Below are 18,816 nucleotides of genomic sequence, written 5' to 3' on the forward strand. Positions count from 1 at the left end.
CGGCCAGCTTCAATTTGATGCGCGCGGGAGTCAGGCGTCGAGTGCGAGGGAGACCTGCACCTCGCAGCCCTGCGGAAGAGGCCGTCTCACCACGGTGCCCTTCATCTGCGTCGCGAGAAGGCTGACGAGCCGGGTGCCTAGCCCGCTCTTGACTTCGGCCGGACAGCCCGCGCCGTCATCCTGCACCGTCACTAGGACGTGGCCGTTCCTGGCGCGAACGTCAACCTGCACTGCGCCGCTGCGCCTCTCCGGAAACGCATACTTGAAGCAGTTCGTCACGAGTTCGTCGACGATCAGCCCGATCGAGGCCGCCTGCGAGCTTCGCACCTCTATATGGTCGCAGCGAACGCCGATCGTGATGGCGCGGACGCCGCGATGGAAGTCGGCGAGGCTCCCGCACAGGGACTGGATGTACGGCGCGAGCGCGATGCGGCTGCTGTCGGCGGTATCGCGCAAGCGGTCGTGGACCTTCGCGACCACGTCCACCCGGCTCACCGCCGACGCGATCGCCATTTGTACGGCCGGATCGCTTTCATCGGAGCAACGTGCCCTCCGGGCTCCATGTTCCGATCGACAACGTGCGCTCCCCATTGCCTATGCGTCTCAAGCCGCGTTGGCCGCTCCGCGCCATTTCGTCAGCTTGTCGGGGAGAACGCGTATCGGCTTGAACTCGGTTTCTACGTCGTTCACGCCATTGCAACGTGGACAGACGAAGCGATGCAAAATCGTGCTTGCCGACGATTGGCGAACCAGCGTCGACATGATCCATATCATCTCGACCCTGCAGTTCACGCAGGCGGGCGGCTCCAAGCCGGCGAGTGAGTCCTTCAGACGATCTACCACGCGAGCCGAGCCCCTTTCGGCCACCATAGCACGGCCACGGCAGGCGTTTGTATCATTTGGTACAGAAGGGGGCGCGGTCGGCTCGAAGCTAACGGCTATTCAGTCCTGCGCGAGGCGCAGGGAACGGGGGATTCTTCTGGTCGTTGGCGGAGCTGTGGGGCGTACTGAGGAGCCGTCGCGATGTTGGAAACCAACGATCTGCTGGTGAAGTGTCCCCGATGCGGTGCGTGGCCGATGGCCGTGAGCGCGCAGAGAAGCATGGTTGCTCAGCCTGAGGTATCCTTTCGCTGCTCGCGCTGCGGCAGCGAGGAAGCTGGACGGCTGCGCGTTGCGGGGCCGTATCTCGCCGGTCGCGGGCGAGACGCTGCGTGACTGGATGGGCCGCCGGAGTCGCGGCCCTCGGAACGCACCTCGCACGGGCGACTTGATGGATCAGAGGTCAACCTGAAAGTGGAGACGATCATGAAACCTATCCTGGCCGCTGCGTGCCTGGTTGCACTGGCATCGATTTCACCGGCGAACGCAAAGGGCTGCATCAAGGGCGCCATCGTCGGCGGCGTTGCGGGCCATATGGCCGGGCACGGCAAGCTTGGTGCCGCCGCGGGCTGCGTGATCGGGCATCATGAGGCCAACAAGCAGAAGAACCCGAACGACTCGAATGCCCAGGCGCCCGGAGGGCGGAAATAGCGGCCGCGGGCCTTGGCCTCAGGGACGCCTCGAATGAAGATCCGCTCGCACTCCGAGAGCCACATCGTCGAGCTCGAAGACGGCTCGCGCTGGCAGATCTTTCCGGGCGATCTCGACCTGACGCTCGACTGGAAGCCCGAGACCGATCTGACGGTGGTGGAATCCGAGGACGAGGTGGCCACGCACGAGCTGGTCGGAGGCAGCGCGAAGGTGCGTGTCCGGCCCGCCGGCGGGAGCTGGCCGGCGAGCGAAGTGAAGGACGCGCTGAAGGACGGCTGACGCATGAGCGAAGGACCGCAACCCGCTCGAAGAAAGCGGGCCGGGAAGGCGATGGAAGACGAGAAGACCCGATGATCGAGGAAGCGCTGAGCAGCACGACCGGCAAGCTGCTCGGAGAGCGAAGCGAGGCCGATCGGACCCAGCGCTCCGCCTGATCCGGTTCGTCCGCTCAGGGACTGGCAAGTTGCTCGGTGGAGCACCAATTCGTTTGTAGACGCCCAACACGCGGGAGGTGCGATGTCGACCTTGGCAAAGCTGCTTGCGCGCAAGCAGGCGCTCATGGAGCGGCTGGAGCACGATCCCGGTCCCAACGAACGCGAGGAGATCGAACGGCTGCTCGCGCAGCTCGAGACGGCGCTTAGTCTGCTGGCGCCAGGAGACGCGGCCGCCACGCCGAGTGCGGAATAGGACGGAATGCAGATCGGCCTCGGCAGCCGTATTGCCGCCGAGGCCGATCGCGCTCTCAAAACTGTCAAATGCTTTGGCCGTCCGACCCGCAGGTCCGGGCTTCGTTCCATCGAACGTATGCCCGCGGGTCGCTCTCGGAGCCGACACCGTGTCTGCGGTCGCAAAACTGAGGCGGAGCCCGGAGTGCCTAGGAGTCCGGGTCTCCGCAACCGTAACAGCACCGGAGCGCGCGCTCATGCCGCTCGGTACGAAACCAACTCTAGACCAGCCGGTGCGGTTCGCTTTGAGCCAGCTCAACTTCGCGTGGCTGCAGCAGTCCTCTCGGGGCCCCTTCCTCAGGGTATCCCGTTCGCGGCAGAGGTCGTCCACCTTCGCCCGCATCCGGTCCAGCAGGAGCTCGGCGCGGCGGTCGCGACGCCAGCCCGTTGCAGCATTCGGATCGCGCACCCCTGAGCTCGGATCTGCCCGCGCATGCGCGTGATCTCGGTTCTCATCCAGTCGAGCTTCACAGCGTGCTCAGATCGTCCGGGACCTCGCCGAACTTCCGGATCAGCCTGGCGTCGCTGAAGTCCCCGCTCGACGGATCTCCGGTTCGACTGAACGCGATGGCGCCAGCGTGGCCGGGCTTTCGGGACAGCGCCTCGGCCCTCATCACCGCGGCGTTGGCGCTCAGGCACTCCGCGGGCTCCCCGGCGGCCACGCCGTCGTCGGAGAAAACGAACGGTAGAGCGACATAGTAGGTCACCTCAGCCATCTGCCTCATCCTTGCGTTCTCGCGCTCCTGGAAGCCGTCCGCGGGCGTAGCCGGTGGACACCTTCGACCGGAGCTCTTCGAGCTGGGTCTCGAGGAAGTCGTTGGCCACGATCAGGGCCTTCACGGCTTGCCGGGCGTCGCCTCCGCAGGCCGCGATCGCCTGGTCCGCGGCGGCCTCAAGACCGTCAGGGGCCGATGCGGCCTGGTCGGACGTGGCGTTCATCCGATTATGTTCCCGCTTTGTTCCGAGGAGTCAAGAGGCTCCCGCCGAATTCCCATGGCGCGGCAGCGGGCACTGAATGAATCTCCGGGATCGGCGGCTGGACTGTCGGAACTGCCGCCTGCCGTTCGTCTTGAATCCAAGCCGCCTCGAACCGGAGTTCTGCGTACATGGCCCCCCGCGCTAACTGGAAAGGCTTCCTGCGTCTGTCCCTGGTGACCTGTCCGGTCGCGCTCTATCCGGCCACTTCCGAGAGCGAGAAGATCTCGTTCAACCAGCTCAACCGGCAAACGGGCCACCGCATCAAGTACCTCAAGGTCGACGCTGACACCGGTGATGAGGTGCCGAACGAGGACATCGTTAAAGGCTACCAGCTCGAGAAGGACCAGTTCATCGAGGTCACCAAGGAGGAGCTCGAGGAGATCGCGCTGGAGTCCACGCGCACCATCGAGATCGACGAGTTCGTCGACAGGTCGGACATCGACCCGCGCTATCTGATCCGCCCCTATTACATCCGCCCCGACGGCAAGGTCGGCCACGACGCCTTCGCAGTGATCCGCGAGACCATCCGCGAGATGGACAAGGTCGCGATCGGGCGGGTAGTGCTGACTAACCGCGAGCACATCATTGCGCTGGAGCCGATGGACAAGGGCCTTGTCGGCACCCTGTTGCGCTACCCTTACGAAGTACGCAGCGAGCAGGAGTATTTCGACGAGATCCAGGACGTGAAGGTCACTAAGGACATGCTCGATCTCGCCAAGCACATCGTGAACCAGAAGGCTGGGCGGTTCGATCCGGAGAAATTCGAGGACCATTACGAAACCGCGCTGATCGATCTCATCAACCAGAAGCGCGCGGGCAAGGCCATCCGGCCAAAGGAACGGCCCAAGGGCGAGAACGTCGTCGACTTAATGGAAGCGCTGCGACAGAGCGTCGGGCGAGAAGCCGCACCGACCACGGAGGCCAAGCCCGGCAAGAAGTCGAAGAAGGCGTCAGCTGGCCAGAAGGAGATGCTGATGCCGATAGCCGGCAAGAAGCCTGCAAAGGATGCCGCGAAGAAGCCTGCAGCAGGAGCGCGGCGGAAGTCGGCTTGAGGTCCGGAATCCCGTGGCTCCTGATGACAGTTGCGGACTGACACGGGAAGAGGACGCGCATGTCAAGGCTGGGCTTCGGATCGGAACAGCGGGGTGGAATGTTCCTCAAAACTGCAAGGAAAGGGTTGGCGGCGCAGGTAGCCACCTTGAGCGCTACGCGCGGGTCTTGAACGCCACCGAGATCAACTCATCGTTTCACAAGCCGCACCGGCGTTCGACCTACGAGAAATGGGCAAGCGCGACGCCGGATGATTTCCGCTTCTCGGTGAAGGTGCCGAAATCTGTCACTCATTCGTCACGGCTTGCGCGACCTGAACTCGATCGGTTCATCGAAGAAAGCGCCGGCCTCGGTGCGAAGCTGGGGGTTTTGCTCGTTCAGTTTGCGCCTCGCAAGATGTTCGTTGAGTCAGACGCGGAATTCCTGTTCGGCGCACTGCGGGAAGGGACCTCAGCCGCTCTCGCGTGCGAACCACGTCACGTCAGCTGGTTCACGCCCGAGGTCGGTGCTTGGCTCAGGGAGCATCGGATCAGCCGCGTCGCTGCGGACCCGGCGCGCGTGCCAGATGCCGACCTGCCGGGCGGGTGGCCGGGACTGCGCTATTTTCGGCTCCACGGAACGCCGCGTATCTACTACTCCGCCTACGACGGGGCATACCTTCGCGCACTGAAGTCACGCCTCGGTGCTGCACCGTCCGGCGAGACCTGGTGCATCTTCGACAACACCGCCGCCGGCGCAGCACTCCAGAACGCACTCGATTTGCGCCCTTGAAAGGCCTCTTGGCAGAAGTCGGTTTCCCTCACATCCTGCATTTACCGAGAGCCCTTGAATTTCGCGCGCCTGCGCCTCTCCTATTCGGCGACATCTTCTTGCCAGCCAGCGCGGACTTTCCACCACGAGCTCATGCAGGTCGACGAACGGAAGCTGCCGCGGCTTCAGGCGGCGAGTTGAAGAGGAACGCAGGCGGCAACTGCACGTTCGAACTGATCGGAGCCGCGAGACGCGCTTCGAAGCCCCAAAAGGGAGGATCAGTCATGAGGTCTGTCGCAAGCGCACTTGCTTTCGCTCTGACACTTTCGGCGCCGGCCGCAATTGCCCAAACCACAACACCCGACGTCTCGACCGCGCCAAGCGCCCAGAACTCGGGCGCCGGCATCGCGGGCCAACCCGGCAACAAAAATGGTCCTGCTGCCAAGCCTGGCGATACGGTCGGCTCCAGCACCACGCTCAACCAACAGAATCCAACGGTGCAGCAGCAGGACACGTCCAACATCAAAGGGCTGCCGGGCAACAAAAGCGGCCCGCCGGCCAAGAAGCCCGAAAGCAAGTGACGCGGGGCCCGGGTCGGCCTAGGGCGGCGTACAGTCCGGACGATCTCGTCCGATCGTCTTGATACGCTGCCGCGCACGGGATGCTCCGCAGTGCGGCTGGAGGCGGAGGCGTGCGGGACCGCCCCCGGATTCGTACGGAGCTGAGCGCCACCGGCCGTTTACCTTAGTAGGCTACGACGTTCCGCATCATGGGTGACGAGTTCGATCCTAAGGGCCGTGCGGAAGAGGCGATCAAGGAAGCCGTCCTGGCGGATGGCTCCGAACGGCAGCGCTGGCTCCGGCTCGCGCAGGCTTGGCTCGAACTCGCCCGCATCCGTTGCCACGCGAAAAGCGCGACAGCCGAACTAATCGGGACTTGAAAGGCACTCAGGGCACGTATCGCCGATAGAATTCAAGACGTCGCGCAATTCCTGGGCGGCCTGGTCCGGGGACAAACCCTCGGGCGGCTCCTGCCTGGCGATGTCCAATGCGTGATCGCGCGCATGAGGGTCGGCCCGACCCCTAGCCCAGCCGTGCTCCTCGCATTCGCGGATAGCGCCCGCCTCCTGCAGCACGTGGATCGCCCAGCCGCGCAGCGTCCGGATCGCCGGTCGCCTTTCCTCCGTCATCGGCATCGAGGTCGCTCCTGCCAGGACGAATCTATCCGCCCTCCTGCTAGTTCCGGGCGGTTAGCACGGGTCAGAGATTCGCAAACGGTAGGGCTGAGGGTTGTCCCCCTGTTCCGCGTCGCTGTGCATAAACCAGAGGCGCTGGCCCGATGGAACGGGCCGCCTCGAGTTTGATCGGCGTTGCCAGCCCGAACGCGCGAGGTGTATTTGCTAGGCTTGGTGCCTCTGAAGTAGCAGGAGGGGTGCATGGGTAACTGGCTCGTCGTTCCCAAGGGGACAGGCTTGGCGAGGCGGACCCGAGCGCGTCGCGCCGCGCAATACGTCCGGATGTCGAGGGAACTCCAACGCTACTCGATCAAGAATCAGATGGCAGCAATCGCCACCTATGCCGAGGCGAACGCTCTTACAATCGTCCGCACCTATTCGGACGAGGGCCGCAGCGGCCTCCGGATCAAGGGACGGCCGGGTCTCATTGAGCTGATTGAGGACGTGCAGTCGGGGCAAGCCGACTTCGACCACATCCTCGTCTACGACGTCAGTCGCTGGGGCCGCTTCCAGGACGTCGACGAGAGTGCCTACTACGAATTCTTGTGCAAGCGGAGCGGCGTGCAGGTCGAATACTGCGCCGAACTCTTCAAGAACGACGGCACATTCGTCTCCGGAATCGCCAAGAGCCTAAAGCGCGGTATGGCCGCAGAGTGGAGCCGAGAACTTTCGGTCAAGGTGCACGCGGGGCACTGCCGGGTCGCGAGCCTTGGATACCGCGTCGGCGCTCCCGTGGGCTACGGCCTCCGGCGCTTGATGGTCGACGAGAGCGAGCATCCGAAGGGCTTCCTCGAAAAGGGCCAGTTCAAGGCTTTGCAATCGGACCGCGTTCGACTGCAGCCCGGCTCCGTCGAGGAGGCAGCCGTGGTCCGGATCATTTTTGACCAGTTCGTCAACGGCCGGAAATCCTACAGCGACATCCGGCGCCAACTGAACGATGCCGGCATCGCCAATCACAACGGTCGGCCGTGGACCGACGGCATGATCCCGACCATCCTCGCGAACGAGAACTACATCGGCAAGACCGTCTACAACCGTACCTCGCGACGCTTAGGGCAGAAGCTGGTTAAAAACCCGGATCACGCCTGGGTCCGGGGCGCTGCGGCGATCGAGCCTATCGTGGACCCGGGCATCTTCGCACGCGCACAGAAGCTGCTTGCCGAGCGCCGCGTGGAGATTCCGGAAGACGAGATGTTGCTGCGCCTTCGCCTTGCGCTCCGTCGGCGCGGTAAGCTCAATTCCCGCATCATCAACGAAACCCTAGGACTCAATCACGTCTCCTCCTACGTGAAGCACTTCGGTTCACTGCGGAAGGCCTATGCGCTGATCGGCTACGTGTCGCCGCGCGACTGCGACTGGATCGGCACCCGGGAGTTTTGGGCTGCCGAACAGGCGAGGCACGCAACCGAGCTCGCGGAGGTGTTGCGAAAGGACCTTGGTCTTCGGCCGGAGCTCGCTCAGGAAGGGATCGGCGTCGATGTCGAAGGCAGGCGCGTAGTTTCGTTTCTCGTCGCGCGACGGCTGGCGCGACGGGGAACGGATCACGCTGCGCAATGGAAGGCCTATCGAAGGCAGATCTCATCCGGCCTGCTTGCCGTGATGCGGTTGGATGCGGCAAATCGCGAGATCGAGGATTACGTTCTACTGCCTGCCTCGTTGAGGTCGGGACGCTACGTCTGGCTTGCATCAAGCTCCCTTCGCCGCCATCGCGGAGCGCTTTACCGGGAAAGGGAGACACTGTTCGCGGCCATCAAAGCAACGCTGGCAAAATCCACTCGTGCCGCCCCAACCAGCTCAGCACCGCCGAAAAAGCGATCGAGATCAGGCCAGCCCACAGCCAAGGGCTTCGGCGGGCGGCGCTCACGGTGCGGAGGTACAAAATTGCACCGATGAGAGTGCCGTAATTCCTTCGGAAGTCACCGTTCAGTTTCGCGATCTTGGACAATTCCGAGGAGGTGTCCACGTCATTCGCCATCGGGCTGGCTCCTTCGTCTCGCTAGGACCAGCGCGTTATGAACCACTGTTTTGCCCGACGGAGCAAGACAAAATTTCGCCTTATCGGAATTTTTCTGGGTCGTCTCCAAGTCGCCCCATTGCTCGAACCGCTAGGCGGCCTCGCCGATATATCTCTCCTCACTCCGTTTCTGGTTGATGAGATTCAACAACTGGGCGGAGGCCCGCGCGTCGCATAGGGCGCGGTGGTGATTGTCGAGTGATATGCCGTAGATCTCGCAGAGCTTCCCTAGTCCGTAGGACTTGTGTCCCGGATAGCGCCGCCGCATCCCGGCACATGTGCAGAGCTTCGGAAATCTGAAGCGCCGCCCGATCCGCTCGAATTCGTAGGAGAGGAAACCGTAGTCGAAGCTGACGTTATGGGCGACGAAGATGCCGTCGGCCATGAACTGCATGAAGGAATCCGCGACTTCGGCGAACAAAGGCGCGTCGCGAACCATCTCGTTCGTGATGCCGGTCAGCTGGACGATCTTGGCTGGAATGGAACGCTGCGGGTTGAGGAGAGAGTGCCACTCGTCCACGACCTGGTGGTTGCGGACCTTCACCGCGCCGATCTCGGTGATGCGGTCTCCGTTCGACCATGAGCCGGTGGTCTCGATGTCGACCACCACGTAATCCTGCTCGGGGTCGAAGCGGTAGTCGACCCGACCGATCTCGGCCACAATGCCGGCGTCGCCGAGTTGGCGGAGGCGGGTCAGCTGATTGCGGCGGATCACGTCCCCTTCGGCCTTGACCTCCATGAAGGACGCCTTGCCGTCCTGGACCAACATGAGGTCGGGGAAGCCGTCCCGCATGCCGCGGAAGTCGTCGCACATGCTGCCGAGGATGCTGGCGACGCCAGCCGGATCGGACCCTTCGAGCAGCGCGCGCAGCGCCTCCACTTGCACGTGATCCCAGCCGAAGATCCCGTTCGGGCGGCCCCATCTCGCTGCGACGGTGCGGAGGATCAACGGGAGGGCGGATCCGGATGCGATGGCTGCCAGCTTCTCGTCGATCGTCGCGGCGAAGAGCCGGCGGAAGCTGCGATCCTTCAGGCAGTGAGGTAGCCAATCGAACCCGCTGGGCATCCGGGTGCTCTCGAAGAGCTCGTCCCAGAAGAGCAGGCCGAACAGGCTGTGCCACAGCACATTCTCGGTGAAGAAAACCTTGGTGCCCTCGCGCCGCAGCACGCCGGCGACGCCCGCCTCGGGATTGCCGCGATGAGTGTCGTCTACGGTGATCGTGCGGCCGGACCGCAAAAGTTCGGTGTGGAGACCCGTGCGCCGTCCGCCGAACTTGCGGGCATAGAAGTCGGTAGCGAAAAGGTGTTCTTCGTCGCTGGCGGGATCATCGATCATGCGCTGCAGCAGCGCTTCGGCCTCTGTCTTGTCGCCCTCATTGTAGAGCAGTCGGACCAGTCGCTCGTTGCAGTCCGGCGAAGACCCCGCCCGATAAAGCGTAAGGGCGAGATCCCTTTCGCCTGCTTTCTCGAAGAAAAGCCCAGTTCGATGCGCGGCTCGGCTGCGGAGATCGGCGGCGAACTGGGTCATGCAGGCGGGTCCGCCGAGCACGTCGACGGCCGCCCGTCTGTGGGCAGGCTCCGATCCGTCCTCCAGACTGTCCAGAACCTTGCTGTAATGGAACGAGGCGAGCGCCTCCTCGGCATCGGTGAAGCGCGCGCTGAACGAGGTCTCTTGGTTGGTGCGGAGGATTCCCAGGTCGCGCAGCGCGAAGTTCTTCAGATCCACCTCGGTCTTGCCGAAGTAGAGGTAGAGCAGAAACTCGATCGGCTGTGTCCCGTCGAGCGCGATGAAGTTGCGGGCGCCGCAGTGCTGCGCGGCGACCGAAAAAGGGATGCGCTCCAGGTAGTAGTCGACGAACTTCGGCTTCGGCCAGGATTTGCGGACGTCTCCTCGCCCCGCCGCCTGCGCTCCGGTGACGAGGATGTCCTTCGGCAGGGATGAGACGAAGGCCGCATAGTCTGCCTCGCCGAGCTCGCGTGCGTGACCGGCCGCGGTCAGATCGGCTGCCGCACTCTCGACGTCATCGATCTCGGGGTAGCTGAACAGGGATCGGTTGAATATGGCACCCCGCCTGTTGATCATGCGGACCAAGAGGCATCGCGCATCTCTCGTAAGGCCCTCGAACCGCGCTACGAACGCGTGATGCTCCGGACCAAGCACGGAGGCGTACGTCCGCTGCACGAACCCCAGCATTTCGGTGAAGTGGTTCAGGTAATAGTAGACGGGCAGTTGGGGCAGTTTGGCCAAGCAGACCTTCGCGGCAGGAATCGTTTGTTCTATTTTTGTTCGAGAGAAGTCCTCTGAGTCAAGCGCCTAGGCGCTACAGGTAGCTCGAGCCGTGGACTTCGGTGGTCGCCGGCGCAGCGTCTTCCTTCGCGCCCCGAGCAACGATCTTCAACGTCCCGTCCGGTAGGGGCCGCTGCAGCGTCAGGGCTTCCTCCGCCGGCGCGGTCATCCAGGTCTCGACCTCGGCGGGCTTCGTTAGGATCACCGGCATCGCCTTCGGGTGGATGGCGCCGACCTCGGCGTTCGGCTCCGTCGTAAGGAACGCGTACAGGTCGTTGGTGGTCTCGCCTTCCTTGACCTTCCTGACCGACGTCCAGTTGGTCCAGATGCCGGCGAAGCAAAGCAGCGGGCGGGTCTCGTCGAGCGCGAACCAGATGTCGCCGCCCTCGGCCTTGTTGAACTCGCTGAATGAGTTGAAGGGCACCACACACCGGTTCTCGACGCCCAGCCACCGTGTCCAATGCTTCGACGTCACGTTCCGGATGTTGGTGGTTCCGGAATCCGGCTCCATCCGGAGCAATTCCTTGAAATCGACCTGTTTGCCCTTTGCCTGCAGTTTCTCGGCCCGCTTCTTCGTCGCGTCCATGAGCGCCTTCGACGACGACGGCATACCCCATCGGGCGGTCGCGAGCTCCCGACCTGCAGCGCCATTGCGGACGATCGGCGCCGTGTAGTCGGGAAAGACGCCGGGCATCGTCGCGAGATTGCCGACGTAGCGGTTGACGACGCGGAACAGCGCGCTGATGGCGGCCTGGTTGGTGGTGATCGAATAGAGATTGCAGATGTGGACGGCCCCCCACTTGCCAGGATTGTAGCAGACTTCTGACCAGATCGCTTGCTATCAGATGTCCGGCCTGTTTGCGCGGACAAAGTCCGCTGGCCGAGATGGTGTTCGCTACGCACGCTCCAAGCACATGGGCGACACTCGTGGTGCCAGTGTAATCTTCGGAAGCTCGCGCGTATCGACCGATCGGTCCTTCCATCTACTGCGTCCTGCAAGTTCGTGGGCAATCCGCCGAGCAACCTCGCTCGCGGTCCGATTTCAGATCAAGTCGGCATGGCTGCTACCGGCTGGTTGTACACGCCGCCCGATATCATCAAGCGCCAAGCGATGCGGGCAAACTTGTTGGCCAATGCCACCGCAACCAACTTCGGCGGCTTTCGCTCCAGCAGTGAGGCGAGCCATGGTGTGGGCTTATGACGACCCTTGCGGATATGCCTCAGCAGCGCGGTGGCACCGACAATCAACGTCGATCGCAGTACAGAATCTCCAGCCTTTGTGATGCCGCCGAGTCTTTGCCGGCCGCCAGTTGAATGATCCTTGGGTGTCAGTCCGAGCCATGCCGCAAAGTCGCGACCCGATCTGAACGTCTCGGGCGGCGGTGCCTTCATGCTGAGCATCGACGACCCAATCGGACCGATGCCGGGAATTGTCGCAATACGCCTGCTGATGTCATCCTCGCGATGCCACTTCATCAGCTTGGCCTCGATCTTCGCCAGGCGGGCTTCAACCGCGGCATACTCGTCCGCCTGAAAGCGGAAGAGATCCCGCGCCATTTCCGGCAGGCTATCGTCTTCCAGCACACGTTTGATGAGTGCGGCTACGTTCTGCCGGCCGGCGGGGCCGACGATACCAAACTCAGCGGCATAGCTTCTGAAAGCATTGGAGAGCTGAGACTTCACGCTGACCAGGCGTTCTCGCACGGTCATCAACATGCAAGCCGCTTGCCGTTCCTTCGATTTCACCGGTACGAACCGCATGCTGGGCCGGGTGACCGCCTCGCACAGCGCCTCGGCGTCGGCCGCGTCGTTCTTGCCGCGTTTCACGTAGGCCTTCACATACTGAGGTGGGATTAGCTTTACCTCGTGTCCAAACGATTGCAGCAGGCGCCCCCAATGGTGCGAGCTGCCGCAGGACTCTATGGCGACGAGAACTGGCGGAAGCCGCTCGAAGTAGCGGATCATCTCGGCTCGCCGAAATTGGCGCCGAACGACCACTACCTCATTCTCATCAACACCGTGAAGCTGGAACACCGACTTCGAAGTATCCATGCCGATACGAACGGGAATATTCATTAGACTTTCCTCTCATCTTCCGTGACGCCGAGGGCGCCATCAAACCGTGGGGATGAGAGGCCGTCCACACCAGCACAAGTCTTCAAATCTCCTGGTCCGGATGGCGCGCCCGCACCGCCAGTTGCAGCAGGGTGGCGGCCGGTCGTCGTTCCGCCTTTGCACACTTGCTGCAGCGAAGTCGGCTGGCCAGGTCGTGGACGAAAGTGGTCGGCGGATGGCGCAGCGTGGCCATGTCGACGTCGCGGGCGGCTTTGCAGCGGGAGCATTCGATCTGTAGCCAGCTATAGCCGCCGTTGATGGCTTGGTCGATCGTGGGAGAAGGGTCGATCGGCCCGCCGTCCGCCCAGATCCGTTCATTCCACGACTCGGAGAGCAATTTGTCGGCCTGACGAATGAGGGCCTCACCTTTGGCACGGGTCTCGCCGGCCTGCGTCGCAAGAATCGTCGTCATAGCGCGCGAGCGGCCGAGCTCCTTGGCGAGCGCCTTGCGATCGCCGCCGGAAAGTGGCGTCGGATGATGTTTCGGTGGCATAGCAACATCCCGGCCGCGCCGACGGCTACTCGAGCGTAGGCCAGCAGCCGTCTTCTTCATGTCGCCCAGTCCGCTCCGCGCAGGTACTGTCCAAGAGCCGCCGCGCGACATCCTTCCAGAGCGCCTCACGACTATAGAGGCGCACGGCGTCTGCCTTCTGGATCTCGACCAGCCTCGAGCAGCGGCGGCATCCCACTCTCAAGAGATGTCCCGGAATTTGGCTGAGCCGCAGCGTCGCTCCGGAGGGGACCGACCGCCCATCGGCTCGAGGGTCGTCCAGTATTGCCTGCCAGTACTCTGCCGGTAGATCGCTGTTGGGCGCCAAACCGGGCTTCTGCGGTATCTTTCTGCCGACGAGAGCGGCCATTTTATCCATCTGCTTCGGTCTCGGCATGCGCCAGCTCGCGGGTCGGTCGCTCATGCTGGAATAGAACATAACAAGAACATTGAGTCGAGTGGGACGAGAACCCGCAGGGCAAATAAACTTATGCGGTCGTCCTAAGCGCCGAGAGAGGCTTGCCGGAACCTCACCCCGATGCTCGGCTGCATTCGGGGCACCTGTCGCCGAAATCCTCCAGAACCTCACCGACCAGAGCTATGGCTGCGCTGTCGGAAAACCCGGCCGGCGGCTCCCGACGCGCGGTATCCAAAGCTCGCTCGCGGGCATGCGGGTCGCCGACGTCCTGCATCCAACCATGCTCCTCGCACTCCCGGATCGCGCCAGCCTCTCTGAGAACAGACACGGCCCATCCCCTGAGCGACTGGGTCTTCAGGACGTGAATTTTGACGGAAGGCTCAACGACTTTCGCGATCTCGCAGAGATGACGGTGATGGGTGAAGTAGACTACCTGACCTCTGCGGGCCATCGCGGCAAGCAAGCGGAAGGCCTCCTCCGCCCGGAAGTCATCGAATGTCTCCATGATATCGTCCGCAAGAAAGGGGGCTGGCGAGCGGGCTTGTGCGATCTCGTGATAGCCGGCGACACGTAGCGCCAAGTAAAGCTGAAATCGCGTTCCTTTCGACAGCTCGGAAGCGAGTTTCGAGCCGCCGTCGGATCCCTTTGCGATCAGGAGTTCGCTGCCGTTCGAGGGCTGAGTGGCGAGTCCTGAGTAGGCGCCACGGCTGATCAGTGCGAATGCCCCTGATGCCCGTGCCATCATCGAACTTCGATGACGCTCGCGATAGGCCCGCAGGGCCCTCTCGGCGCCGGCCATCCCAAGCTTCAGTTTGAGATACTCGAGCGCCTGCTCTTCGATGGTGAGCAATATCGTGCGTCGCTTGGATTCAAGGACGGCCACCGCCGCATCGCCGCCCACCCCGGCTATGCCGGCTTCTGCCCTGTCGAGTGCAGCGAAGCGATCGCGGGTTCGGCTGTCCTCGTCCTCGAACCGTGCTTTCAGTTCGATCAGTTCACTTTCCAGCGAACCTTGTTGTAGCGCGTCGAGGGCGTCTTCGGCCTGCTCGATCGTTTCGACCTTCATCACCTCGACTATCTCTCGCTGCGTCTGCTCCAGACGCGTTTGGAGGTCCGACCTGCGGTCGAGCGAGCGCAGACAACCTTCGACTTCCGCGAGGGAGCCGACATCGAAGTGCTTCATCATGAGGTCCGTTCGGCTCTGCACCTCCGCGATGTCATTTCCGAGCGAGCGAGCCTTGTCCTGCTCTTTGCCGAGCCGCTGCTCGAGTTCTTGCCGACGCTCCAGCGCCTTCGTTTCGGAGGCGATGGAGTTCACGATTTCTTCGCAGAGTGCCAGTACGTCAAGGCGACCTCGGGCGAGGCCGATCGCTCCAGCGAGCGCTTCCACCTCGGCCTCGAACTGGGTTTGGTCGCGCTGCATCTTCGCGATGCGATCGGCAAGTTCTGCTTTCCTTTCCAGCGCCGATCCCAATACGGCAAGCGCCTCCAAGGTTTCTCGCACGACGGCGGTCGTAGCTGCTCTGCCGCGCTCGCCCAGCCAGCATGCCGCGCAAGCCTCTTGCCATGCTTTGCGCCATGATCGGTCTGCGAGCCTCGCCTCCTCGAGCCGTGTCTCGCGGAAGTTCAGGTCCCGCCTTCGATCCTCGAGGGTCGCTCGTAGGTTCTTGGCGCCTGCTGCGCGATCCAGAGCTGCTTGTCCCGCGGACAGCATCGCCGCCATGTCGTCGCTCCGCGGAACCTCGAGGCCCGACCTGCGGAGCATCTCGGCAAGGCGCTCGCACGAAGAGGCGGCGGCGTCCTGGACCTGCTGCCATTCTCGCTCGGCTGCCGCGAGTTTTCTCTCGGCCCCGATCGCGCGGTCGAGCTTCTGCAGCCAAAGATTCAAACCGCTCAGACCCACAGTATGGTCCAGCCGGTTCCCTACGGCTCGAAGCGACTTCTCGACGTCCATGATCAACGTCGCACGTCTTGCGAGACTTTCTTCCAGGTGCCGCTGGACCTGCTCCCGCCGCGTGCGAACATCGGCACTGTCTAGAAGCGCGCGATTGAGGTCCGCGATTGCGGAGGCATGACGGGATCGCTGTTCCGTGATCAGGTCCAGTTTCCGCATCGCGGTCTCGAACTCGGCGGCCGTCCCTGCGTCGAGTGCCTTCTTGTGCTCGGCCCAGGCGGCTTCGCGGGCGGACCAGGCCTCCGCAGTTTCCTGGTCGCTGACGACGGCAGTGGCGGCGCCAAGCGCTCCAATCTTCGCCTCGAGGCGCTTCGCTTCCGTGTCGATGCGGTCGAACTCTAGTTGCGCGGCGTCGATCTCGCGAGAAAGCTGCGTTTCGGCCGCTGCCCAACGCTGAAGCTGGTCGGGCTCGGGCACCATAACGGCGAACAGATCGTCCCTGCCACCGGTCCAGGGGAGCAATTCGCGCAGCCGATCGGCGAATTCGTCCTCACGCTCGCGGCGCATCCGGTCGGCCTCCCGCAGCCGAGCCGCGTCGTCCGATTGTCGGGCGCTCGCGATGGTCGCGGACAGGACGGCAATCGTCGCCTCGTCAAGACCCGCCCCGTGTTCGCATACTCTCGCCTCGGCCTCCGCAAGCGCACCCTCGGCTTTGGCGAACTCGGCCTCGGCAGATGCAAGAGCCGCCTCGACGCCCGAGCGTCGCTCCATCAGGTCACGGAGAGATCCGGTCACGCCGGTGGAAAGGAGAAGTCGCGCGGGATCCTGCTCGGACGTCCGATCTAGCAGCGTCAAAACATGAGCGATCTTCTGCTCGGCAAGTCCAAGGGCGAGCCGACGATCCGGAAGGTCCTTCGCCGCCGTGACGTACCGTGCCCGCAGGTCCGTCAGCAATTCCATGCGGCTGTTCATGGCGCAAGCCGAGGCGTTCACGACGAGCCCATCGAGCTCACGCTGCAGAGCGACAATGGTCTCGGTCGCTGACCGCATCTGCGCCGCCAAGGCCGTCTCGCGGTTCGTCAACGCCGGAAGATCCCGCCCCCACGACGACGGTGCGACGGGCAACCGTGCGAGCGGAGACAGTTCGGTGCGAAGGGCGCGCAAGCCCCGCAACCGCGGCAAGGCGTTGATGAAGCTCTGCACTTGATCCATCCGTGCCTGCGTGCGGCTACGTTGCGCGATGGCTTCGGCGTAGGACGCGGCCGCGTCGTCGCGCTGGATCACTAGGCGGGCGTACTCGGTAGCGAGGGTATCTATGCGTTCCCGCTCCTCGTTGAGAGCCGCCAAATTCTTCTTGAGCTCGATGAGACCTCCCGATCGCTTCCCTGGACGGAAGAACGCCTCCGTTTCCGCCTGCACGGATCCGAGACGGGCGCTGAGATCGGCCAGACCGGCGGTTGCAGAAAACAGTAGATGACCGAGATCGCCCTTGCTGGCGAGGATGCTTTCCCCACCGGCCTCTAGGGTCTCGTCGTCGAGGCAGAACATGGTGTGGTAGGCGCCGCGATCGAGGCCTCCCAGTTCGCCGGGAAGCAGCGTATCGGGAACCGGATTGTCGGCCTCGTCCAGCAGGCTGTTGTGAGGACGCTTGATGCGGCAGAACCTGCGGATCCCGCCCGAGGTCTCCACTTCGGCTTCGATACGCATTGCTGCGTAGGGGTGAAGGAAGTTGAACCTGCTCTGGGCTGGGATGCCGAAGATCAGATCTGTGCACGCCGACATCGCGGTGGATTTCCCGGCCTCATTCGGCCCATAGACGATGTGCAGGTCGGCGCAACCCGCGACCCGGTCACCGAAGTCGATGAAAGCGTCCGTGAACTTGCCGTACCGACGAAGTCCGAGTTTGCGGATGCGCATCAGCGCGCTCCATCCGAGTCGCCGATCGAAAGGCGCGCCAGGACCTCTTCCGCGCCCTCTACCGCGAGCCGCGCGACAAGATTCTCGAGGGCGGCCTCGTCCGGAGCGATGGCTCGCCGGCACTCAGGCGGCAACTGCGCCAGCAGCTCCTTGACCGTGTCGGTCGCCTCGTTTTGGAAGCCTTCCGATGCGGCGACCTCGTCGTTCATCGTCTTTCGAAGAGCATCTAGCTGGTCGGTACTCGCTGTTGCGCCAGATTGCGTACGCCGGCAGTCGATTTCGAGCTTGTCGATCCATACGTCGCCCAGCGATTTCGCGCGAGTTTCGGCCTCGGTCCGCAGGAGATCGGCGTCCCGTCTCATGTTCCACGCCAACGGCGTCGTTCCGGAAAACGCGAGCCGCACGACGAGATGATCGCTGACGGATCGGGTCGCAGCGTCCTCAAGCGACGTATCGAGCCGCGCGACCAGATCGTGCCAAGTTGCCGTTCCGGAAGCATCAAGTATGACCCACTCGAACTGGGCCAGGCTCACGATCCGCTCCTCGAGCGTAATCGAGCCGTCGTCTAGCACACTCGCCAACGTCACGGACTTGGGTCCGCTCTCGCCGATGTCCCGCCCTTGTGGGATACCGGGCATCACGATGGCGCAGGATCCTTCGATCGTCGATCGCTTGTGTATGTGCCCCAGCGCCCAATAGCGGAAGCCAGATCCAAGGAGGTCGCTGGTGGAGCACGGCGCGTACACGTCGTGAGAGGGTGAGCCGCCAAGACTGGTATGCATCAGTCCGATGTTGGTCGCGTCCTGGACCGGTGGCCGGTACTTGGAGAGGAGACCCTCGGGGGCGTGCGGTTTCGCGAAGCTGAGACCGTGTATTGCAACGAGTCGCTCTCCGCGGTCCCGCTCTATCTCGACCGCTTCGGCGCGTCCGCCGAAAAGATGCACGTTCGGCGGAAAGACGAGCTCCTTCGTGATCCTGGAGAGAGCATCGTGGTTGCCCCGGATGATGAAGACGTCGATACCAGCAGCATCCAATCGGCGAAGTTGCTCGCCAAGAAACCGCGCGGTCTTCATCGACGTCTGATCGCCGTCGTAGAGATCTCCGGCGAGCAGAAGCGCCTGCACCTTTTCTTCGATGCACAGATCGATGATGCGAGTGAAGACCTGCCGGGTGGCGTTACCGATGAACTCGGCCAGCGCGGGATCACGCAGGGCGAGCGAGCGCAAAGGCGAATCGAGATGGATGTCGGCCGCATGGACAAAACGGTAGGCAGTCATCTAACAGCTCGCTTCTTTTCGAATCAGCGGAGTTTACCGCACCTCGGAAGCGGGGGGGTTCAGCGAGAGTGTCGATATCCTCGATATTCGCAGCCGACCAGGAGCTAAAACGGACCTCGACAGCCTTCGATGCCATG

General features: G+C 63.2%; 20 protein-coding genes and 1 pseudogene. 8 read left to right on the forward strand and 13 right to left on the reverse strand.

The features are described 5' to 3' along the window. Window positions 1–30: 30 nt before the first annotated feature. Together XI04_RS21145 and XI04_RS21150 are read right to left on the reverse strand one after the other, a co-directional pair. Window positions 31–591 carry a sensor histidine kinase gene (locus XI04_RS21145; protein ID WP_271596210.1) on the reverse strand — a complete coding sequence of 187 codons (561 nt, stop codon included), beginning with the start codon at window positions 589–591 and terminating at the stop codon, window positions 31–33. 12 nt (window positions 592–603) lie between these two features. Continuing rightward, window positions 604–762 (reverse strand): hypothetical protein, encoded by a 159-nt coding sequence (locus XI04_RS21150; protein WP_157158080.1) that lies wholly within the window; start codon window positions 760–762, stop codon window positions 604–606. Window positions 763–1,305: 543 nt separating this feature from the next. Between XI04_RS21150 and XI04_RS21155 the strand changes: the two genes are divergently transcribed. The 3 genes from XI04_RS21155 to XI04_RS21165 all read left to right on the forward strand — a co-directional run bounded on the left by XI04_RS21155 (window position 1,306) and on the right by XI04_RS21165 (window position 2,217). Continuing rightward, window positions 1,306–1,530: a hypothetical protein gene (locus tag XI04_RS21155; RefSeq protein WP_038949282.1), complete on the forward strand. Its 225-nt coding sequence runs from the start codon at window positions 1,306–1,308 to the stop codon at window positions 1,528–1,530. Window positions 1,531–1,563: 33 nt separating this feature from the next. Continuing rightward, the gene (locus XI04_RS21160; RefSeq protein WP_038949281.1) at window positions 1,564–1,809 is read left to right on the forward strand and encodes a hypothetical protein; all 246 of its coding nucleotides are present in this window, start codon (window positions 1,564–1,566) and stop codon (window positions 1,807–1,809) included. Between the two features lie 237 nt (window positions 1,810–2,046). Next, window positions 2,047–2,217 (forward strand): hypothetical protein, encoded by a 171-nt coding sequence (locus XI04_RS21165; RefSeq protein WP_193375314.1) that lies wholly within the window; start codon window positions 2,047–2,049, stop codon window positions 2,215–2,217. Between the two features lie 505 nt (window positions 2,218–2,722). Here the strand turns inward: XI04_RS21165 and XI04_RS21170 are convergent. Together XI04_RS21170 and XI04_RS21175 are read right to left on the reverse strand one after the other, a co-directional pair. Next, window positions 2,723–2,971 (reverse strand): hypothetical protein, encoded by a 249-nt coding sequence (locus XI04_RS21170; RefSeq protein ID WP_038949280.1) that lies wholly within the window; start codon window positions 2,969–2,971, stop codon window positions 2,723–2,725. Further along, entirely contained in the window at window positions 2,964–3,194 is a 231-nt protein-coding gene (locus XI04_RS21175; RefSeq protein ID WP_049806610.1) for a hypothetical protein, read from the reverse strand. Before XI04_RS21175 ends, XI04_RS21170 begins: the two co-directional genes overlap by 8 nt. Window positions 3,195–3,361: 167 nt before the next feature. On the opposite strand from XI04_RS21175, the gene ku reads away from it, so the two are divergent. From ku to XI04_RS21195, 4 genes are all read left to right on the forward strand, one after another. Continuing rightward, window positions 3,362–4,285 carry a non-homologous end joining protein Ku gene (gene ku / locus XI04_RS21180; RefSeq protein WP_038949278.1) on the forward strand — a complete coding sequence of 308 codons (924 nt, stop codon included), beginning with the start codon at window positions 3,362–3,364 and terminating at the stop codon, window positions 4,283–4,285. A gap of 13 nt (window positions 4,286–4,298) precedes the next feature. Beyond that, window positions 4,299–5,054 carry a DUF72 domain-containing protein gene (locus XI04_RS21185; protein WP_312015371.1) on the forward strand — a complete coding sequence of 252 codons (756 nt, stop codon included), beginning with the start codon at window positions 4,299–4,301 and terminating at the stop codon, window positions 5,052–5,054. Window positions 5,055–5,317: 263 nt separating this feature from the next. Continuing rightward, on the forward strand, window positions 5,318–5,614 hold the full coding sequence (locus XI04_RS21190; protein WP_038949276.1) for a hypothetical protein: 297 nt from the start codon (window positions 5,318–5,320) through the stop codon (window positions 5,612–5,614). A gap of 188 nt (window positions 5,615–5,802) precedes the next feature. Then, window positions 5,803–5,973 carry a hypothetical protein gene (locus tag XI04_RS21195; protein ID WP_085971794.1) on the forward strand — a complete coding sequence of 57 codons (171 nt, stop codon included), beginning with the start codon at window positions 5,803–5,805 and terminating at the stop codon, window positions 5,971–5,973. Here XI04_RS21195 and XI04_RS21200 read toward each other — a convergent pair. After that, a complete protein-coding gene (locus tag XI04_RS21200) occupies window positions 5,959–6,228 on the reverse strand; it encodes a hypothetical protein (RefSeq protein ID WP_271623758.1) in 270 nt (89 codons plus the stop codon). The genes XI04_RS21195 and XI04_RS21200 overlap by 15 nt on opposite strands. Window positions 6,229–6,468: 240 nt before the next feature. On the opposite strand from XI04_RS21200, the gene XI04_RS21205 reads away from it, so the two are divergent. Further along, complete coding sequence (locus XI04_RS21205) at window positions 6,469–8,160, forward strand: recombinase family protein (RefSeq protein ID WP_271596211.1); 1,692 nt, start codon at window positions 6,469–6,471, stop codon at window positions 8,158–8,160. A 212-nt stretch (window positions 8,161–8,372) separates the two neighbouring features. Here the strand turns inward: XI04_RS21205 and XI04_RS21210 are convergent, their stop codons facing one another. The 8 genes and pseudogenes from XI04_RS21210 to XI04_RS21245 form a co-directional block, all read right to left on the reverse strand. After that, the gene (locus XI04_RS21210) at window positions 8,373–10,475 is read right to left on the reverse strand and encodes an exonuclease domain-containing protein (protein ID WP_249162635.1); all 2,103 of its coding nucleotides are present in this window, start codon (window positions 10,473–10,475) and stop codon (window positions 8,373–8,375) included. Window positions 10,476–10,602: 127 nt separating this feature from the next. Further along, on the reverse strand, window positions 10,603–11,352 hold the full coding sequence (locus tag XI04_RS21215) for an SOS response-associated peptidase (RefSeq protein ID WP_038949273.1): 750 nt from the start codon (window positions 11,350–11,352) through the stop codon (window positions 10,603–10,605). A 263-nt stretch (window positions 11,353–11,615) separates the two neighbouring features. Then, the gene (locus XI04_RS21220; protein ID WP_271596212.1) at window positions 11,616–12,644 is read right to left on the reverse strand and encodes an IS110 family transposase; all 1,029 of its coding nucleotides are present in this window, start codon (window positions 12,642–12,644) and stop codon (window positions 11,616–11,618) included. Window positions 12,645–12,726: 82 nt separating this feature from the next. Continuing rightward, the gene (locus XI04_RS21225) at window positions 12,727–13,176 is read right to left on the reverse strand and encodes a hypothetical protein (protein WP_038949272.1); all 450 of its coding nucleotides are present in this window, start codon (window positions 13,174–13,176) and stop codon (window positions 12,727–12,729) included. Window positions 13,177–13,201: 25 nt separating this feature from the next. Continuing rightward, the gene (locus XI04_RS21230; RefSeq protein WP_271596224.1) at window positions 13,202–13,597 is read right to left on the reverse strand and encodes a hypothetical protein; all 396 of its coding nucleotides are present in this window, start codon (window positions 13,595–13,597) and stop codon (window positions 13,202–13,204) included. Window positions 13,598–13,703: 106 nt separating this feature from the next. Continuing rightward, the gene (locus tag XI04_RS21235) at window positions 13,704–13,958 is read right to left on the reverse strand and encodes a hypothetical protein (RefSeq protein ID WP_244429153.1); all 255 of its coding nucleotides are present in this window, start codon (window positions 13,956–13,958) and stop codon (window positions 13,704–13,706) included. Window positions 13,959–16,811: 2,853 nt separating this feature from the next. Further along, window positions 16,812–17,402 (reverse strand): annotated as a pseudogene (locus tag XI04_RS21240) (ATP-binding protein); the annotation flags it as partial. Next, complete coding sequence (locus XI04_RS21245) at window positions 17,402–18,679, reverse strand: metallophosphoesterase family protein (protein WP_038949268.1); 1,278 nt, start codon at window positions 18,677–18,679, stop codon at window positions 17,402–17,404. The gene XI04_RS21245 and the pseudogene XI04_RS21240, both read right to left, overlap by 1 nt. Between the last annotated feature and the right edge of the window lie 137 nt (window positions 18,680–18,816).

Origin of the sequence: Bradyrhizobium sp. CCBAU 11430, from assembly GCF_028128855.1 — a bacterium.
GTDB classification, from domain to species: Bacteria; Pseudomonadota; Alphaproteobacteria; order Rhizobiales; family Xanthobacteraceae; genus Bradyrhizobium; species Bradyrhizobium ottawaense.

Coding starts and splice junctions, on each gene's coding strand:
- XI04_RS21145 (WP_271596210.1), bottom strand. CDS start 591: ATGGGGAGCGCACGTTGTCGATCGGAACATGGAGCCCGGAGGGCACGT.
- XI04_RS21150 (WP_157158080.1), bottom strand. CDS start 762: ATGTCGACGCTGGTTCGCCAATCGTCGGCAAGCACGATTTTGCATCGC.
- XI04_RS21155 (WP_038949282.1), top strand. CDS start 1,306: ATGAAACCTATCCTGGCCGCTGCGTGCCTGGTTGCACTGGCATCGATT.
- XI04_RS21160 (WP_038949281.1), top strand. CDS start 1,564: ATGAAGATCCGCTCGCACTCCGAGAGCCACATCGTCGAGCTCGAAGAC.
- XI04_RS21165 (WP_193375314.1), top strand. CDS start 2,047: ATGTCGACCTTGGCAAAGCTGCTTGCGCGCAAGCAGGCGCTCATGGAG.
- XI04_RS21170 (WP_038949280.1), bottom strand. CDS start 2,971: ATGGCTGAGGTGACCTACTATGTCGCTCTACCGTTCGTTTTCTCCGAC.
- XI04_RS21175 (WP_049806610.1), bottom strand. CDS start 3,194: ATGAACGCCACGTCCGACCAGGCCGCATCGGCCCCTGACGGTCTTGAG.
- ku (WP_038949278.1), top strand. CDS start 3,362: ATGGCCCCCCGCGCTAACTGGAAAGGCTTCCTGCGTCTGTCCCTGGTG.
- XI04_RS21190 (WP_038949276.1), top strand. CDS start 5,318: ATGAGGTCTGTCGCAAGCGCACTTGCTTTCGCTCTGACACTTTCGGCG.
- XI04_RS21195 (WP_085971794.1), top strand. CDS start 5,803: ATGGGTGACGAGTTCGATCCTAAGGGCCGTGCGGAAGAGGCGATCAAG.
- XI04_RS21200 (WP_271623758.1), bottom strand. CDS start 6,228: ATGCCGATGACGGAGGAAAGGCGACCGGCGATCCGGACGCTGCGCGGC.
- XI04_RS21205 (WP_271596211.1), top strand. CDS start 6,469: ATGGGTAACTGGCTCGTCGTTCCCAAGGGGACAGGCTTGGCGAGGCGG.
- XI04_RS21210 (WP_249162635.1), bottom strand. CDS start 10,475: ATGCTGGGGTTCGTGCAGCGGACGTACGCCTCCGTGCTTGGTCCGGAG.
- XI04_RS21220 (WP_271596212.1), bottom strand. CDS start 12,644: ATGAATATTCCCGTTCGTATCGGCATGGATACTTCGAAGTCGGTGTTC.
- XI04_RS21225 (WP_038949272.1), bottom strand. CDS start 13,176: ATGCCACCGAAACATCATCCGACGCCACTTTCCGGCGGCGATCGCAAG.
- XI04_RS21230 (WP_271596224.1), bottom strand. CDS start 13,597: ATGAGCGACCGACCCGCGAGCTGGCGCATGCCGAGACCGAAGCAGATG.
- XI04_RS21245 (WP_038949268.1), bottom strand. CDS start 18,679: ATGACTGCCTACCGTTTTGTCCATGCGGCCGACATCCATCTCGATTCG.